This window comes from Sphingobacterium multivorum (genome assembly GCF_900457465.1).
GTDB lineage: Bacteria > Bacteroidota > Bacteroidia > Sphingobacteriales > Sphingobacteriaceae > Sphingobacterium > Sphingobacterium multivorum.
Genome location: NZ_UAUU01000008.1, coordinates 310,530 through 327,256, shown reverse-complemented (window position 1 = coordinate 327,256; position 16,727 = coordinate 310,530). Strand labels below are relative to the sequence as shown.

The following is a 16,727-nucleotide window of genomic DNA, read 5'->3' as shown; positions in this document are numbered from 1 at the left end:
TATGCATTAGTTTCCATGAAGTTTAAGGATGGTGGAACGCTATCCATTACTGACTTCTCCTTGACATGAAGAATTAAATCTTAACATGATACAGACGCTTACGCATATCAACCAATTGATGCTTCAGCTTAACCTGATCTGGCGCTACCGGAAATAAACTGTGCAAGCAGAGCTCTTCAACTTCCTGAAAGAGCTTTTGCGACCAGACAAAAAGTTCCTCATAGCTATAGGCGCCATTCTTGATGCGCAGGAGCTCTTCCCTATTGGGACGTTGTATCTGTAATTTCTTTTTGGATACAATCTCCTTTGCCTGTTGCAATAAACGTATGGTATGCATCATATTTTTCGCATCATAACCCTGCCCATGATCCATTGTCCCCTCAAAACGTGCCTCATTGCGTGCTGACACCCAGCTGAAATATTCATTATACGCCTTGCAATAAGATGAATAAGATTCGTAATTAACACAGAGGTACGCACAAAGTGTCTGACCCTTTGCGATAGAACTGCACGACACCTCATTGCTATCCAGGTTAGCCACGACGCCTTTATAACCCAAAGTCTGAGTCTGATCATAATATAGGGCATACATTCCCTTTGCATGTTCAATCTTTGCTAAACCACAGTTTTCCTGCTTCCAATGCCGCCTGCTCAGCCACGCGCTTAACGGTAAACTACCATTACCGGCTATGATAAAACAGAACTCCAGCAAATTTTTACGTTCGTGATCCATCGGATTGTTGATTTTCTTATTCAACCCTTTTGCCTTACGCACCTGTACCATAGCATATTGCGCAAAAGTCATAACGGCCTCCCGCGTAATAAATTCCTGCATTTTAAATTGCTCCATTATTGGATCTCGGTATACGATGCAATCGGCAGGACTAGCCAATAGCTCCAATACAGTCGGATTACTCTTTGACAGGAGCTCGACGAAGCGACCTAGCTCATAATACACTTCATCATTGCTCGCATTAGCCACTTGGGCAGTATATTGACCACCCAAGTAATCTTCCAGAGGCAGATAAAATACCCCCTTGATATCCGTATCGGAAGATGCGGTGGCCAAACCATATGCCCGGCTGCCGACAACGGCCTCAAACAGGATCAGCCCGTTCTTTCGAAGTTCGTCTATAGTCATCTTAATATAGTTTTAAAGTAATTCTCTAGTCCTTCCTTATCCAATACGGATACGGGAACCTGTTCTACTTGGCTCTCTAAATGTATTAACTTTGTTTCGATATAACTCCTTATGGTAGCTGAACAGCTGAATACAAAACCTTCATCGACTTGGCTTTTCAACTTCTGTAACTGCATGACTTCGACTTTAACAACATTGGGCAATAATACGGATAGTTCGGCCAATGTCATCGGCGCATAACTGCGATAGGTCATACTCCAGTCTGCCGCTAGTAAAGATCTGAGGATATAAAATAAGCTCTTGAGCTTCATCGTTTCTCGCCGAAGATCTTTCACTTTGCTTCGGACAATCCCAAGATAATGATGGGCGTGCCTACGTGCGTCAAAATAATTTTCGATCATTGTCCTAAAACTTGTTTTGAATCCGTTAAACTCGTGATAGACCACTGGTGACTGAATCCATTCAAATGGGCTCACATTGCTCTTATACATTAAGATGAGTACTTTAAACAGATCCCAGCCTGCGATATCAAGGTCATCGGTTATCGGAAACCGCATTTCGGTAGGAAGCGGAAACAAAAGACTATAGTCCTCTGCTTTTCTTACATAAATAAACCGAACATCGTAATCACTGTCGATTGACGGAAATCCCCAACCTCGACTTCCTGATTCACAGGCGAAAAGTATACGTACTCCTTCGCTCGCTTCTATTTCCATGAGCTTCTTGATGATATGTGCTTTCATTTCTTCATGCTTTTTTAAATTTTCATTAACACAAAGATCGATTGCGCTACTGAAGCCTTTTTGCGCATTTTAAAAAAAGAGCATAAAAACAATGGAAGACCTCTTATTATCAGGTAGATAATTTTCTTGAAAAAATTGAAGCTTACACAGAAATATAGAAGTACGCAGATAGAATGCGTATTACAGTGTTAAACGAAACTATTATCCCCCATCTCATGCCACTGATATAAGCTATTCATAAAGAACAGCTCATAATCTTCTTCGTTGACAAAATAAAGGCTTTGCCTCTTCTGCACCCAGTTGTAGCATTACTGAAGTCTGGGATGGCGCAAAAGATGGAAAGCGGCATTAGACCAAAAACTGAAAATGAAGTTTTTTGGCACAGATCTAGTACGGAAATAGGAACAACTAATTGCATATGAATTATCTATATATTATCTTCTTTTTTTTAGTTTTCCAGGGCTGTACAATGCGTAAAAGTACAATGACACCTGTCCAAAATAATAAATCCAAAATATACAATGACAGCTCAGTGCAAAAAGACTATGTTTCCATTTTAGAAACAATTTTGTCTGACGATTCGGCCGGTATCAAACTGCAACGTGAAGGAGAACGAAGGGCGTTCATTCATAATAAGTTTATGAGAGATTCTATCTCATCATTGCATGACAGGAATTATGTTTTTTACAACGTCGATCCACAGAAGCTGATGAAAATACTGGATAACCAGCTCAAAGACTCGCTGGATATGCTTAATCAGATGAACGAAAGGAAGGCAATCATCCCGATTCCAGCCGCTATCAAAGCAGCGTACAATGTCGATGACGCCGATAAATACAGGATGAACCGTAATCAAAGCATTTATTACCTTCATCTTCCCATTATGGGGTATAACCGCAAAAAAGAATACGTGCCGGTTGACTATGTATGCGGTCCTTTATGTGGAAACGGTGATGCATTTCTTCTTGAAAAAGTGAATGGTAAATGGGTAATCGTACAACGATTCTTTAACCTCTGGATCTCTTAAAAAAACGTAGCCACAATAATCTTTAAACAGAAGATATTCACTCCAAATAACGAAGCGGATTTATAGACTAATAGACCTTATCACTTTCTATAAATACACTTCCTGACAAATAGCACTCGGGAACGTTTGCCAGTACATAATCAATGTCAAGAATATTTGGACGAGCCGTACTTCCCTGCCCACAATACAAGTTCCTAATCCAGGTATCGACGTTCTCTACCCACATCGCCTTCCAAGTAATATTTTGTGGATCCTGAACTTCAACAGGTGAAATCAGCACATTATACCCCATCGCTCGCAGCGCGGTTAATACGACTCGATTTACTTTGACAAATTTCATCTTCAAAAGCTATATACGGTTCTCTTTACTTTGGAACAGTAATGCAGCCCATATAGTTCAAAAAGTCGTTAACTTTGTGCTTAGTCAAAGATCCTACAGCTGACCCCGAACCAAACCGATCGCTTGCAATGGATCACCCCAGCATCAAGGGACTCGCGATCTTATTGAAGAAATGTAATATTTATTTCATAAAATTAGCAAGAAAAAATAAATCACGACTTGTAAACGTTATATTACTGTAAAACTTATAAAAGGGTACCAATGCCATAGCGGTTCTCTTTGTAATATAAATTTCTCACCCTTAAAAAGATAACATCATGAACGGAATCATATTTCAAGGAAAAAGTCTCAATATTGGGTGTACAGCAACATTCCTGTTCGAACCCGAAGTAGGTGTAGAAAATATTCCGGCAATAGCAGAACTTAGCACTGGTGAAAAAGCATATGCTGAAATACTTAGAGATAATACAACACTGATAACAGTACGAGTAGGTGAATATTTAAATGAAAAAGGAAAGAGAGCCAATGAAACGGCTTGGATGCTCACCTATAATCATCATTTAAAATCATGGCAGATAACGAAGAACCTTAACACAAAATAGCGTATTTTATTTCTTAGGAATACCAAAGTAACGACATAAAAGTCTTTAGTGCAATGTCTTGAATGGAAGGTCGAGATGCTGAGTCTCGGTCTTTTTTGTATAAAACTAAACTATTCATCCCTGAAAGTAGTTCGTTAATAAACCAAAGTATACATATTATGGCACTTACAACAGGAAATGAAGACAAAGTAACAAAAGAAGTAGAACAGCAAACTTCTAAAATTCCCTCAATTTTATTCTTGGCGGCATCACTTGCAGCGATGGGAATTTCAGCAGCATTAAAATGTTGCAAAACAAAAGATGATAATACAGCTTTGTTCGTCGGTCAATGGGCGGCACCGTTTTTATTATTGGGAATTTACAATAAGATCGTTAAGACTGAAGGACACGATTAATAGGTTTTATTTTTTATGGTTGATTTTAAAGGCTGGTCTTAGGATCAGCCTTTTTTATTTTTTTCAAACTAAAAGTAATTCGACATTGTATTATAAGTACTTTTCAAAAATATAGGTTAATAATAATTAGAGCCTTGGGTTCCCCCCTCAAGGCTTTTTCCATTTTTATCAAACCAAGCTGTTAACAGAATTGTCCATTTAGCGTCAATCGTTATGTATCAGTTCAGTTAGATTGATTTAATTGTATGGTCAGGTTTTAGGCCTGGCCATATTAAACGTATTTTCCGGTCCTTTATGGATCTGTCTATAATTTAGTTAGGGGCTAATCGAAAGATTAGTCCTTTTTTTGCTAAAAAATGAACTATTATAAATGAATATCGTTATCTGATAGGTTAAGTTAGTTTGTTTTAGTAGTTATAAAGGTCGGTAATTCATGTCGCCGGCCTTTTTAATAAAGTAGTACTTTCCCCTGATTCAATCGATTCTGTTATTATATCCGCTACATGAAATGTTTCCCCGAAAATTAGTCGTTTCCGGGGGGTAGAATTGTATAGTATAAACTGAATTCGTGACTACCAAGGTTTGATATCTGCATCTTAAATTATACAGATGTTCAACATTGTTAAGGAACATCTGTATAAAATTGAAAAATTGATTAGCGTTTCTTTATTCGCTTCGCCTCCTCCCCGATTTTTGAGAAGGATTTATCTCTTTTGCGCCTGTCGTGTTCAGATACGGAGAAATGCCATGATTCCCTTCTCAATTTTAAGTAGCTTTCGTATACACGAGGTTCTAAAAGACCATTGTCTACCGCATTCTTAACTGCACATCCAGGTTCGGAAAGATGAGCACAATTGTCAAAGCGACAGGAGCCAGCAAATCCAGAGAAATCAAATACGTCTTCCAATGTTTCGGGAGTTTCTAACGCTAAACCGAATTCTCTTACACCGGGCGTGTCAATCAAAACGCCGGAACCATCCATCAAGACCATTTCTCTCCGGGTTGAAGTGTGCCTACCTTTCCCTGTGGCGTTACTTGTTTCGGAGGTGAGCAACACTGTGCGTTCGCATAACGCATTGACTAAAGAACTTTTTCCTACACCAGAGGAGCCTATACATACTATTGTTTCCCCAGGCAGGATAGATTCACGTACAAGAACAATTGACTCTGTGGAATGAATGCTTGTGTAAAATACTTGCACGTTGCTGGTAAGGTGTTTTAACGACTCATCTATATCCTGTCGATTAAAATCCAAATCAGATTTAGTGAGTATGAGCACCGGTTGAATATTTTCTTCCAATACCTGGGCCATAAACCGTTCCGTTCGACGGGGATTAAAATTGGCATCCAAGCTCTGAACAATAAAAGCTTTGTCTATATGAGATGCTATTGCCTGTTTATCCGAAGTGGTACCACTCTTTCTTCTGTACAATGTGTGGGTACGTGATAGGATATCGACAATTATTCCTTTGTTGTCGTCAAAAGGTTGAAAGATAACCCAGTCCCCCGTGCAGGGTAGCTCAAACGCTGACTTTCCAAAGAGCAGATTGCCCGCCAGCTCGCAAAATAGCAAGCCGTTCTCGGACATGATCTCGTAGTTAGTTTTGTTCACAGCCGAAACACGACCATGAAAAAGATTAGAATATGTAGATTCTTGTTTAAGCTGAAATAGGTCACTATTCCAACCAAATAATGCGAGGTTATTCATTTATTATTAATTTAGAATGATGAATTAAATTGCTGATTATTGGTCATCCGAATGACTCACAGGTATACCACTGGTAACATGCTTATTACCAGCGAAACGCAAGAAGCAAGACACCCGGAATCAGGCAATCATTCCAATCGCTAAACTATAATATGTGAATAGTTGTTTTTGCATGAACTACAAAGATATGAAAAGTTAAATTGAATAGTAAGAGAAAAATGGACAATGTGTATATGGCTCACGTAGCGGGCTGTTTTTACAAAAAAGCAAACGATGACCGCTCCTCATGTGTTCAATTATAAAAAACAATTATGCCCCTGATTTCCAATAGAAAAAATACAAAGTTAACCGCCCGCAGGGTTTCTGTGCTGTTGCATCTTATGGGCCTGGTCCTCCTCATACTTTTAGGTAGCTGCCATGAGGATGATAGCCCCGCACCCGAGCAGGCGCACTTAAAAGTAACGGTAAAAACTGAAGGTGATCAGTATGATGCAGTCCATCTCGAGATCCAGAAGTTATGGACCCGCACGTCTGCAGGTGGAGGAAAAATCGAGGCAAATAAAAGGGTAAACATCCTCCGAATTCAAAAGGATAGCATCATCGCGGGTGGACATGTGCCCCATGGCAGCCTACAGGAAGTTATGCTAAAAGTTGCCCCTAAAGGAAATGAAATAGTCATAGATGACCTTCCCTATGCTTTAGAGATGCCGCAAGGACAAATTATCGCGGTGAATATCGCTGCCGACAATAAGCTTTCTCCGAATGAAAACCATACGCTAATGCTTCATATCAATCTATCAGATTTCATCCAAGAGACTGCAGAAGGTAAATTTGTGATTAATCCCAACCTCACCGCAGTACTGGATTAAAGCGGCAGGTTACTCGCTTCTAGGGTCTGGCTTTAACGGCATTTTAGCACAGCGGATCACCTCAATGGAAGGGCAACCATATTCTACGACAACTTTGCCTTCAACCAAATAGATTCCCGTCCCATGGAGCGAATATTTGACCAGGCTCTGTGGGAAATGGACGGTATCAAAAAAGCGCCCCTCGGCATCGAGGAAAGTACCGAATTTCATCAGGTCGCCACGCTCGGTCTTCACAAATTTCTCACAGACAAAATCCCCTACAACGCGGACTATTTTTCCTTCAAACAAGTGGAGTTCTCTGGCTGGCATATCGCCCCGGTAATTGCTTTTGGTAAGATCAAAAAGCGTCCCTGTGACACAGAAGCCTATCAGCTCCATTTCGTCGTAATAGTCCTCCAAGATATCTTCTTCCAAGGGTGGCAGTATAGGCTTGCGACTCTCAGTCTCAAAGAGCGCCATACCCGTTGCAACAGGCTTATGCTTGCTCATCATCAGATGCGAAGCCCACAGCAATTGCTTTTTTCCCGTCCCCGTAAAGCGCAAGGCTCCAACACGGATCAAGATAACAACCTGCTCAATACCCGTCTGTGTGCGCTTAACAAAATTTTCCAGACTCGTATAGGTGCTATTCGCTTCGCGCTCTTCGATAATGCGATGGGCCAGTTTACCCTCCAAGTTGAGCAGGCAGTCAAAACCCAGATAAATATCCTTACCCTGAATGGAGGTATTAAAAACGGACTGATTGACACAGGGCAGGCAGATATTGCCGCCTGAAATTCGTGCTTCATTGACATAGACTTTACGATTGTAAAACCCACCATAATTGTTGAGTACCGCAACCATAAACTCCAAAGGATAGTAAGTCTTGAGGAAAAGACTCTGATAACTCTCTACAGCAAAGGATGCGGAATGCGCCTTGTTAAAGGAATAGCCCGCAAAGCTTTCCATCTGCCGCCAGATCTCGCGGCTCGTCTTTTCGGGGTATCCCTTGGCCTTGCAGTTGGAAAAGAATTTATCCTCGATTTCGATCAGGTGGTCTTTGCTCCGGTATTTGCCCGACATCATGCGCCGCAGCACATCGGCATCGGCCATATCGAGTCCACCGTAGGCATTGGCGATCTTCATCACATCTTCCTGATAGACCATCACGCCATAGGTCTCTTCGAGCTGTTCCTTAAACACGGGGTGCGGATAGATGACCGTCGTGGGTCGTGATGCCGGCGGATATATTCGCCCATTATACCCGAACTGGCCACACCAGGCCGAATAATGGAGGACGCTGCCACCAACGTCAGGTAATCATCGCAACGCAGTTTGGTGAGCAACTGCCGCATGGCCGGGCTCTCGATATAAAAACAGCCGATGGTATTGGCTGATTTTAATTGCGTCGCAATATGGGCATCCTGAAAAAAACGCTTGGGGTTGTCGGTATCGATCACCACACCCAAGTTTTCCCGCACAATGGTCCGGCAATCTTTGATATGGCCGATACCTCGCTGGGAAAGGATATCGAACTTTTCAAAACCGATATCTTCGGCCACATACATATCAAACTGCATGGTCGGCAATCCCTTGGGCGGATTGTCCATCGCCGAATAACAGGTGAGCGGTTCCTCCGAAATGAGCACGCCGCTGGCATGGATGGTCCGCTGATTGGGAAAATCGGCCATGCGGTTGTACACGCTTAATATGGTGTTGGTTACTTCATTCTTGTTGAGCATATGCTCGGGTTCATGCACGAGACGGTCGATCTCGGCCTTGGGTAGCCCATATACCTTACCCAGCTCGCGCAGGATGCTGCGGGAGCGAAAGGTGCTCATGGCGCCCATCAGGGCTGTATGTCCTGTCTGATAACGGTTGAAAATATAGTCGTACATCTCGTCGCGTTCATTCCAACTAAAATCTATATCAAAATCAGGCGGACTCTTGCGCTTGGGATTGAGAAAACGCTCAAAGGGAAGCTTAAGTGCAATGGGGTCAACATCGGTGATCCCCAAGCAATAAGCAACAGCAGAATTGGCCCCCGATCCACGGCCTACATAGTGAAAATTGCGCCCACGTGCGTAGCGGCAGATATCGTCGGTAATGAGAAAATAACTGGAGAAACGCAGGTTTTCGATAATCTCAAGCTCGCGCTGAATGCGTTCGGCTGCCACCCGGTCGTTACGACCATAGCGTCTGGAAAAGCCATCCATGCAGTACTTGTACAGGAGCTGCTTATCGTTGTAGCGATTACCGGTAAAGGTTGCTTTATTTTTAACACTGGTGAAATCGAAACTGAAAGAACACTGGCCCAGTATACGGTTGGTGTTGGCCAGCAATTGGGGCAAGTCGGCAAATAAGCGCATAAGCTTGACCCGAGGGATAAATACCTCGTCCTCGGCAGCGATCTGCCCTTTGTTAAGCTGCGAAATTAACAAGTTGTTATCAATCGCCCTTAATTGCCGATGTAAGGTGTAGTCGGTTTTGCGGAAACTGACGGGTGCGATTATCACACAGCGATCAAGTACCTTGCGGTCCATCAGCTGGGCGCGGGTTCGCTCACTGGGTCGAACGCCGATGTATTCGAAGTCCCGCAATGGAAAGGCATTGAGCCTGCTAAAGGGATAGATGACAAAGACCTCCTCAAATTCGGGCGCACGCTCCGGTATAGCGCGGTTTTCCATATTGAGCTTAGTTCGATACTCATTGATCTCACGGAAGCCACACTCATTTTGGCGATGGCTACAAAACAAAGCTGATCGTCGTTGCGGAACTCCATCCCTGCGAGTAGGTTCAGTCCGGCTGCGCGCCCCAGTTTGATAAAATCCAGTGATCCCGAACTGTTGTTGATATCGGTAAGCACGGCGGTATCATAACCGCCAGCAAGCATGCCCGACACGAGATCCTGCAGGCTGAGGGTACCAAAACGTAGGCTATAATAGCTATGTAGATTTAAGAGCATGCTCCCCTCCTTTCTCCGGCAGCGGCGCACAGATGGCCTTCATCAGAAATTCGGCCCCATAGCGTTTTCGGATCTTGTCCATGGCTTGCATGAGGTTAACCTCCTCGGCGCTATCGTCAAAGAGATCGGTCTGGTAAGAACCGTATATCAGGCCCGAGAACTTGATCCCAATAAGCCGTATCAGCATCCTGCGGCTATAGAGTTTTTTGAATAGCGAAAGCACCACATCGGTAAGCTTTCGATCCGAATTGGTATAGCCAATCTGCAACTGCTGCGTATGGGTATCGAAGTTGCTGTAACGGATCTTGAGAGTGACGCAGCTGGTTAGTTTCTGCTCTTTGCGCAGATCAAAAGCGAGTGTATCGACCATGCTGATCAGCGTGCGACGGAGTACATCCATATCGATAGTATCCTGCTGAAAGGTATTTTCTTTGGACATGGACTTTTGCTCCCGAAAAGGCAACACCAGGGAATCATCAAGCCCATTGGCTTTGCGCCAGATGTTGATCCCATTTTCCCCGAGGACCTTCTGCATGGTGAACACCTCCATTTGCTGTAGGGTTCCGATCTTGGAAATCCCCATATTTCGGAGCAAGGTAAAGGACTTCTCGCCTACCATGGGAATCTTGCGGATGGATAGCGGTGCGAGGAAACCTTTTTCGGTACCATTTTGTACCTGCTTTTCGCCACAGGGTTTGGCCGTACCGGTGGCGATCTTAGAGACGGTTTTGTTGACCGACAGGCCAAAGCTAATGGGTAACCCAGTCTCTCGGATAATACGCTGGCGGAGCTCCTGGGTCCATTTCCAACAACCAAAAAAGCGGTCCATACCGGAGACATCGAGATAATGTTCGTCTATACTGGCTTTTTCGACAATAGGCGTTTCTTCTTCGATAATCTGTGTAACGATACCGGAATAGTGGCTGTATCGATCGTGATCGCCCCGGACTACAACGGCTTCGGGACACATGCGTAGTGCCAGCCGCATCGGCATAGCGGAATGCACGCCAAACTTACGGGCTTCATAGGAACAAGACGCAACTACCCCGCGGTCACTACTTCCTCCTATGAGCACGGGTACTCCGATGAGCTTGCGGTTCTGCAAGCGCTCGACAGATACAAAAAATGTATCGAGATCACAATGTACTATACTCCTCTCCATGTTTTTTCAATTGTATAAAAAAGCCGTCCTTCGGCCTCTCTTAATTTGGTAGTTGCTCAGTTCAAAATTACTAATATTATTAGCAAACAATCAAGAAGGCACAATGGTTTAATTTTTATCACATTCATTGTCAGCGATATAATTTATAGTCGGTCGTTGGCTTAAACAAGATGGCGGCCGTGCTGTTTATTACAAAACGCGACCTATGAACGAAAAGATACTCAGCTATTTAAAGCGTGAAGGATTCATGTACTTATGGCGAAAATTTGGCGAGCACGCCTATAAACCCATGAAAGGAAATCTTGAACAGCTGCTCGCACGAACTTGCCCAACACCACTTTGGGAAGACGATTTATTGTAGATAGACAATGCGCTATTATTGGTCGACACAGAAAGTCTGCAAGATGATTGGAACGCGCTTGTAAAGAAGAAAAGGGGAAAATAAAAAGCCTTGATTCCTACATCGGATCCACCCTCGAATCAAGGGACTCGAGGTAGTTATTCCTTTTTATAGCTATTAAAATTGTCCTGTATGAGTTTTGCAACCAATTGCGGATTTTGGTAGTAAATACCATGTGAATATTTCGGGAGCAGGACAAGCATGCTATGGTCATTGTCTTTTAACAATGCTGCATAGTGCTGGATTCGCAATTCATCGTATTCTTTCCACCATGCCTTAAAATTGATACCCAGATTTAGTTTACGGTCCAGCTCTTCATCGGGCAGTTCAATATTTTTGTTGTAGGATATGATCACTGTAGCAGCAATTTCTTTTTTCAATGGCGGCAATTTTCGGTATTCATGAAAGTATCCTTTTGAAATGGACGTTAGCGCTCGAGCAGCATCAATATGTGCTCCCGCACTGGAATTTTTATTTTTGGACATCTGCTCCATAATAATCTTTGTAATCTGCTGATAGCTCGTTTTACTCTGCGAGACCACTTTAGCATGTTCATCCTCTTGCTCGGTTAACATAAAATCCGTCGGGTCCGAAAATACCAGTCCGCATACTTCATCGGGATACTGGGCTGCAAACAGACGGATGTAAGGGCCTCCCATGGAATGCCCCACTAACAAGTAAGGGGGCTGAATGGCCAAGGTTTGCAAAAGGCCATGTAAGCGCGCCACCACCTGGCTATCTGTCACAATACGGGAGTCGGGTTCGGAACTACCAATACCACTTCTTTCGTACTGAATACTCGCGATATGGTTGGGCAAAAGGGGTAAAATCGGATCAAATGTACCGCCGCCCAATCCGGCTTCGAACACCAAAATAGGTTCCCCCGCTTTGCGGTTGGCAAGATTGCTGGTTTTATAGGCCATTTTTTTTCCCTCAACCATAACCGATTGACTCGTATTAGAACGCGCCGATACAGCTTTCGTAAAAGCTGTGCCTAAAAACAGCAACAGCATTGCTTTGAATAGTTCTTTCATATAGAATAAGTATATGGAGGTAAACATCTGTTACACTGGAGCTAATATTTTTTTTACTCCTGCCAAATGAAACGTATACCTTGATGCCGGATATCGATCTGTTGGATTGTATTGAAGAGACGGCAAATTGGAAAATATGTTCCCTCATGTACAAAAAGAAAAAGCCCGCTTGAACAGCGTCCAAGCTACCTTAAAACCTGATATGGTTAGTTACTTTAGCGATGAAATATTTTTGAGTACATAAAGCCAAGTTCCTCGTAAAATATTTTGCCCTGATTACAAATATTTTTTAGGCGAAACAGCATGGGTTTTGATATTGTTATCTCTTAAAGATTAATAAATGTGGAAAGTTTGACCTTCGAAGCTTATCAATAGCACGAATGTCGAACCAAAAAAAATATTACTATGTCATTATTTTCAAACGATTTGAGCAAAGAACCCGTATTTGACGGGATTGGTTACGAACCTTCTTTTTTTTCAAGAAAGACAATGGTTACGACCAAGACAAATTACAGCAAAAAAAAGTACAGCGATGTCAACAAGGACACCCGAAAAAAGATTCTTGTGCTTTGCACAGAAGAACGGTATATGACCATGAAAAATGGAAAGAAATTTTCAACAGGCAATCATCCGGTCGAAACACTCGTTCCCATTCTTCATTTCGAACAGGCTGGATTTGAGGTTGACTTCTACACACCAACCGGTGCTCCTGTAAAATTCGAAATGTGGGCTATGCCGTACGAAGATGAAAACATCGGTAACATCCTCGACAAGTATAATACACAATTTTCAAACCCGCACAACCTACGGGATTTTATAGCTGATACGAACAAAGGATATGTTGACTACGTGGCCGTTTTTATTCCAGGTGGACATGGCGCAATGCTCGGGCTACCTGAAAATAATGATGTAAAAGAACTTATCAAATGGGCAGTAACTGAAGATAAATATCTCTTGGCAATCTGCCATGGCCCGGCAGCGCTCTTAAGCGCTGCAGATTGCGGAGACGCTGAATTTCCCTTTAAGGGGTATAAGATCAATTCGTTTCCCGATGAAATGGATAAGACTTTGCCAGAAAGTGGTTACCAGCCGGGCGAGATGCCCTGGTTTTATGGCGAAAAACTCAAACAACTTGGGGTAGAAATTTTGAATAAAAAAATTGCCGGCGATTGTCACATTGACAGAAAATTGATTACTGGGGATAGCCCATTGGCGGCCGATAAATTCGGAAAACTCTGCGCAGATGAACTTCTCGCCCATGAAAAATCAAAAGTGGAAAATGGATAGGCGATTTTTTTCAAATAAAAGGCTCCCTTATTAACCGATAAGGGAGCCTTTTTTTGGCTAGATCTCCGCTTGAGCCAATGTTAAACCGGCTTTGGGCTTTGCTCTAATTTAAAGTTAGGTATATTTCTGAATTTCTGCCTATTCTTTCGTTAATAAAAGGGCTATATCCTGTTTTGCAAGCACATGGCCTTTATCGACAATATTGCTCTTGACATATAGAAAACACTGATTATTATGATCGAGTTTGCCAACTATCACCTCAATAGATTTTATATTCAGTTCTCCCATCTCTGCAGGATCCACTTTATTCGGATCTAAAATTAATTGTCCGTCTTTCTTAAATTCTTCGAGTTGCCAGGAGTAACCTGCCCAAGGTCCAGCAACCAGTGTTGTCCGTTTAGCATCCATAATGATCTGCCCTTTGTATTCCAAGCCCAGGCTATCAACCCTGACCCGCTGGTCTTTTAAATTGATGACCACATATTTTAAGTAATCGCCGAAGTCTTTAGGTTCGAAATGGATGCTATTGTCCTTTCGAACGATCTTGAGCTCCATAGCCCCTATTTTATCTATTTTGATAGCCTGGGAGAACTCCATAAAAGTAGCATACTCCGCTTCGCTAATCCCTAGATTTTGTGATATGGTATAGGCTCTCCGGGTTTTAATTCCTTCATTGTTTTGAAAAACCAATCTTCATTGGCTTTCAAGGCTTGTTTCATTTTCTCAACAATTGCAAGCTGCGATGCATTAGGTCGAGGAATTCCCAACACCGCTGCGGTATAGTTACCTTCAGGAAGTTGTCCGTCAACAAAGTGAATAGCCAACGCATTGCTGTCCACTCCTGATTGCTTTTGTGCAGAAACATGGAAGGAAAATAGGAATGCCGCTAGCACCCAATACAAGCGAAAATACTGGTATAGAAATGTCATGTTCAACGTGTTTGAACGATAAAATTACGGTTTAATGCTGACAATCCTTCATCTTCATCGCCCACGGTTCACCTTTAGTTACCAAGCTGGACCAGCCCAGGCGGCTAATGATGTGTATGATAATTCAAAGCTATTTATAATCCCTTTTACCGGCTAACCAGTAGCCGTGTAAATAAACGGTACCATTGGTGTTTTCTCTAATAATTTTTCTGAAGAGTTGAGCCGATTTTGCATTACCTGTCAACACGAACTTAGCTTCTTGCCAATCTGGAGTATCGATCACCGGCAGTTTGCCTACCCACTCCTGCTTGTTGGACAAAAAGTTTTTGGAAAATATCAGGCAGTTTTCCAAACCCAATAATTTTGGAACATCTTTGTTCTCTTCCTCTAATTCAAAAATAAACATAAACTGATGCTTGTTCTTCTTTAACACTGGAAGAAAAGAACAAGCAAGTGCTAACGAAGTTTCATCGCCAAAAATGACAAATCTTTGCGTTGTTTTATCATAGTACCTACTTAACGCTCTTGGCTTATACATCACAATTTGATCGCCCACTTTCAAATCCGCCATAAGACGACTTCCACAACCTTTACCATTCAAATAAACGACGAATTCAAACAAGCCCTTTTCAGTATCTGCATGGGAAACGGTATATCTTCGAGCCTCTGTATCATTAATTCTGAAGTCTATGAACGAACCGACCGTAAATTGTACATTTTTTAAATCCCCTTTGAAACAAATCCTCTTCACAGATTTTGATAAAGAGACTGTTTCGACAACTTCGATCAAAGGCAGCTTGGGCGTTAAGAATTCTAAGGTATCAAATAACCACTTTGGTGCAATTGGCATAGTATTTATATTTTGTTCAAAGCAAAGTACAGCAGAACCGATCGTATAAAATAGAACGGAAAAGAGTAGGTATTGGATTAATCGTGGTTTTTGCCCACGAAATGGCCGAGCGTGGTTTACCTCCGCTCGTTAAACATCGCCAGCAAATTGTCAAGTCCACCTTCCGCGTGTAATATTTCGGTGTTTTCCAACGTATCTTTGGTAACTTCGGCCGCCCTTGCCTGCATTTGTTTTCATACTGTGAAATTGCCGTCTGAATATCCGGAAAATGATCGCTGGTCAAATTTTCGGCCAGCTCAAAAGCATCCTGCATTGCCTGGTTTACACCCTCACCGGCATAGGGCGGTATACGATGTGCCGCATCGCCAAGCATGGTCAAGTTGGGTAATGTGGGCCAAGTCTCGTCCAATGGAAAATAATATTGCGGGCGTGGCATAAACCAAATTTCATTACTTGCAAAAAGTTCATGCCATTGTTCGCTCCAGGAGGAGAACGCGACTTTAAACCAATCAAATACCTGTTGCTTGTTGTTAAAGTCAATGCCGCTTTCCTGCACCCAATTTCAGGGACTTTACAACCGGTATAAAACGATAAACTGCCCTCTCCTTTTGCACTTAAGATAATGGATTGTCCGTTTCCAAGCGCAAAGACTTTTCCGCCTTTTGTGATTTCCCAAAGTTTCGGTGCGTTTTCTTCAGCCTCGTAGACATTCCCTCAACAATCGTGATGCCAGAATAAATTGGCTTAATATCGGTTAAATAAGGGCGAATTTTTGAATTTGCACCATCCGCTGCGACGACAAGGTCAGCGTAAAAAGATTTTCCGTTTTTGAAATGCAGAAGCCAGCCATGATCCTGTTCTTCCATTGAAACAAACTGACTGTCCCAGACAATGGTACCTCATGCTATGCGTTTATTAAAATATCACGCAAAGGGGCACGATCAATTTCAGGACGATCTTCCTGATCCTTATGTGGAAGCTCGTGCTCATCCATTTTGATGATGGCCTGCTTGTCCAACACCCTTAAACGTCCAGCCTCGGGTCGAAAGCTAGCTTTAAATTCATTCATCAAATTTGCCCTGCGAAGAGCTTCCAATCCACTTTCTTCGTGCAGGTCCAGTGTGGCTCCCTGCTGGCGAACTTCTTTATTACTATCACGCTCATATACAGTTACATTTACTCCTTTTAATTGTAAGAGTTTGGCTAGTGTGAGTCCGCCAGGACCACCGCCAATAACCGCAACTTTCTTGTCTTGTAATTTCATATCCAGTACAATTTAATTTTTTTGACTGAACA

General features: G+C 42.6%; 20 protein-coding genes and 1 pseudogene. 6 read left to right on the top strand and 15 right to left on the bottom strand.

What is annotated here, in order from left to right; genetic code table 11:
- Window positions 1–73: 73 nt before the first annotated feature.
- Both DTA23_RS09895 and DTA23_RS09890 read right to left on the bottom strand, forming a co-directional pair.
- Window positions 74–1,141: a DNA polymerase beta superfamily protein gene (locus tag DTA23_RS09895; RefSeq protein ID WP_070566416.1), complete on the bottom strand. Its 1,068-nt coding sequence runs from the start codon at window positions 1,139–1,141 to the stop codon at window positions 74–76.
- Window positions 1,138–1,884 carry a nucleotidyltransferase domain-containing protein gene (locus DTA23_RS09890; RefSeq protein WP_070566414.1) on the bottom strand — a complete coding sequence of 249 codons (747 nt, stop codon included), beginning with the start codon at window positions 1,882–1,884 and terminating at the stop codon, window positions 1,138–1,140. Before DTA23_RS09890 ends, DTA23_RS09895 begins: the two co-directional genes overlap by 4 nt.
- Window positions 1,885–2,302: 418 nt before the next feature.
- Between DTA23_RS09890 and DTA23_RS09885 the strand changes: the two genes are divergently transcribed.
- A complete protein-coding gene (locus DTA23_RS09885; RefSeq protein WP_146753053.1) occupies window positions 2,303–2,911 on the top strand; it encodes a hypothetical protein in 609 nt (202 codons plus the stop codon).
- Between the two features lie 67 nt (window positions 2,912–2,978).
- Here DTA23_RS09885 and DTA23_RS09880 read toward each other — a convergent pair whose 3' ends face one another.
- Window positions 2,979–3,251, bottom strand: a complete 273-nt coding sequence (locus DTA23_RS09880; protein ID WP_070568767.1) for a hypothetical protein — start codon at window positions 3,249–3,251, stop codon at window positions 2,979–2,981.
- A gap of 317 nt (window positions 3,252–3,568) precedes the next feature.
- On the opposite strand from DTA23_RS09880, the gene DTA23_RS09875 reads away from it, so the two are divergent.
- Both DTA23_RS09875 and DTA23_RS09870 read left to right on the top strand, forming a co-directional pair.
- Window positions 3,569–3,853, top strand: a complete 285-nt coding sequence (locus DTA23_RS09875) for a hypothetical protein (RefSeq protein WP_070568770.1) — start codon at window positions 3,569–3,571, stop codon at window positions 3,851–3,853.
- A 158-nt stretch (window positions 3,854–4,011) separates the two neighbouring features.
- The gene (locus tag DTA23_RS09870) at window positions 4,012–4,248 is read left to right on the top strand and encodes a hypothetical protein (RefSeq protein ID WP_112374587.1); all 237 of its coding nucleotides are present in this window, start codon (window positions 4,012–4,014) and stop codon (window positions 4,246–4,248) included.
- Window positions 4,249–4,903: 655 nt separating this feature from the next.
- Here DTA23_RS09870 and rsgA read toward each other — a convergent pair.
- Window positions 4,904–5,956 (bottom strand): ribosome small subunit-dependent GTPase A, encoded by a 1,053-nt coding sequence (rsgA, locus tag DTA23_RS09865; protein ID WP_070568773.1) that lies wholly within the window; start codon window positions 5,954–5,956, stop codon window positions 4,904–4,906.
- A gap of 311 nt (window positions 5,957–6,267) precedes the next feature.
- On the opposite strand from rsgA, the gene DTA23_RS09860 reads away from it, so the two are divergent.
- Window positions 6,268–6,825, top strand: a complete 558-nt coding sequence (locus DTA23_RS09860; RefSeq protein ID WP_070568776.1) for a DUF4382 domain-containing protein — start codon at window positions 6,268–6,270, stop codon at window positions 6,823–6,825.
- Between the two features lie 9 nt (window positions 6,826–6,834).
- On the opposite strand, the gene DTA23_RS28880 is transcribed toward DTA23_RS09860, so the two are convergent.
- The 4 genes and pseudogenes from DTA23_RS28880 to dinB all read right to left on the bottom strand — a co-directional run bounded on the left by DTA23_RS28880 (window position 6,835) and on the right by dinB (window position 10,931).
- Window positions 6,835–7,668 (bottom strand): helix-hairpin-helix domain-containing protein, encoded by an 834-nt coding sequence (locus tag DTA23_RS28880; RefSeq protein WP_256603500.1) that lies wholly within the window; start codon window positions 7,666–7,668, stop codon window positions 6,835–6,837.
- 201 nt (window positions 7,669–7,869) lie between these two features.
- A pseudogene (locus DTA23_RS28875) lies at window positions 7,870–9,020 on the bottom strand (DNA polymerase III subunit alpha); the annotation flags it as partial.
- A gap of 326 nt (window positions 9,021–9,346) precedes the next feature.
- Entirely contained in the window at window positions 9,347–9,769 is a 423-nt protein-coding gene (locus DTA23_RS28870) for a PHP domain-containing protein (protein WP_256603300.1), read from the bottom strand.
- Window positions 9,750–10,931 (bottom strand): DNA polymerase IV, encoded by a 1,182-nt coding sequence (dinB, locus tag DTA23_RS09850; RefSeq protein ID WP_070568437.1) that lies wholly within the window; start codon window positions 10,929–10,931, stop codon window positions 9,750–9,752. The genes DTA23_RS28870 and dinB overlap by 20 nt, the downstream gene beginning before the upstream one ends.
- A 205-nt stretch (window positions 10,932–11,136) precedes the next feature.
- Between dinB and DTA23_RS27090 the strand changes: the two genes are divergently transcribed.
- Window positions 11,137–11,292 carry a hypothetical protein gene (locus DTA23_RS27090; RefSeq protein ID WP_159332901.1) on the top strand — a complete coding sequence of 52 codons (156 nt, stop codon included), beginning with the start codon at window positions 11,137–11,139 and terminating at the stop codon, window positions 11,290–11,292.
- Between the two features lie 137 nt (window positions 11,293–11,429).
- Here the strand turns inward: DTA23_RS27090 and DTA23_RS09845 are convergent, their stop codons facing one another.
- Window positions 11,430–12,365, bottom strand: a complete 936-nt coding sequence (locus DTA23_RS09845) for an alpha/beta fold hydrolase (protein ID WP_172462370.1) — start codon at window positions 12,363–12,365, stop codon at window positions 11,430–11,432.
- A 405-nt stretch (window positions 12,366–12,770) separates the two neighbouring features.
- On the opposite strand from DTA23_RS09845, the gene DTA23_RS09840 reads away from it, so the two are divergent.
- A complete protein-coding gene (locus DTA23_RS09840) occupies window positions 12,771–13,652 on the top strand; it encodes a DJ-1/PfpI family protein (RefSeq protein ID WP_112374585.1) in 882 nt (293 codons plus the stop codon).
- Between the two features lie 138 nt (window positions 13,653–13,790).
- Here DTA23_RS09840 and DTA23_RS09835 read toward each other — a convergent pair whose 3' ends face one another.
- The 6 genes from DTA23_RS09835 to DTA23_RS28855 all read right to left on the bottom strand — a co-directional run bounded on the left by DTA23_RS09835 (window position 13,791) and on the right by DTA23_RS28855 (window position 16,695).
- The gene (locus DTA23_RS09835; RefSeq protein WP_146753052.1) at window positions 13,791–14,207 is read right to left on the bottom strand and encodes a hypothetical protein; all 417 of its coding nucleotides are present in this window, start codon (window positions 14,205–14,207) and stop codon (window positions 13,791–13,793) included.
- A 71-nt stretch (window positions 14,208–14,278) separates the two neighbouring features.
- The gene (locus tag DTA23_RS09830; protein ID WP_112374583.1) at window positions 14,279–14,581 is read right to left on the bottom strand and encodes a hypothetical protein; all 303 of its coding nucleotides are present in this window, start codon (window positions 14,579–14,581) and stop codon (window positions 14,279–14,281) included.
- 130 nt (window positions 14,582–14,711) lie between these two features.
- Window positions 14,712–15,431 (bottom strand): FAD-binding oxidoreductase, encoded by a 720-nt coding sequence (locus tag DTA23_RS09825; protein ID WP_112374582.1) that lies wholly within the window; start codon window positions 15,429–15,431, stop codon window positions 14,712–14,714.
- 16 nt (window positions 15,432–15,447) lie between these two features.
- The gene (locus tag DTA23_RS28865; RefSeq protein ID WP_256603289.1) at window positions 15,448–15,987 is read right to left on the bottom strand and encodes an FAD-dependent oxidoreductase; all 540 of its coding nucleotides are present in this window, start codon (window positions 15,985–15,987) and stop codon (window positions 15,448–15,450) included.
- A 58-nt stretch (window positions 15,988–16,045) separates the two neighbouring features.
- Window positions 16,046–16,297, bottom strand: coding sequence for an FAD-dependent oxidoreductase (locus DTA23_RS28860; RefSeq protein WP_256603288.1), 252 nt, complete (start codon window positions 16,295–16,297; stop codon window positions 16,046–16,048).
- 38 nt (window positions 16,298–16,335) lie between these two features.
- On the bottom strand, window positions 16,336–16,695 hold the full coding sequence (locus DTA23_RS28855; protein WP_239468884.1) for an FAD-dependent oxidoreductase: 360 nt from the start codon (window positions 16,693–16,695) through the stop codon (window positions 16,336–16,338).
- Between the last annotated feature and the right edge of the window lie 32 nt (window positions 16,696–16,727).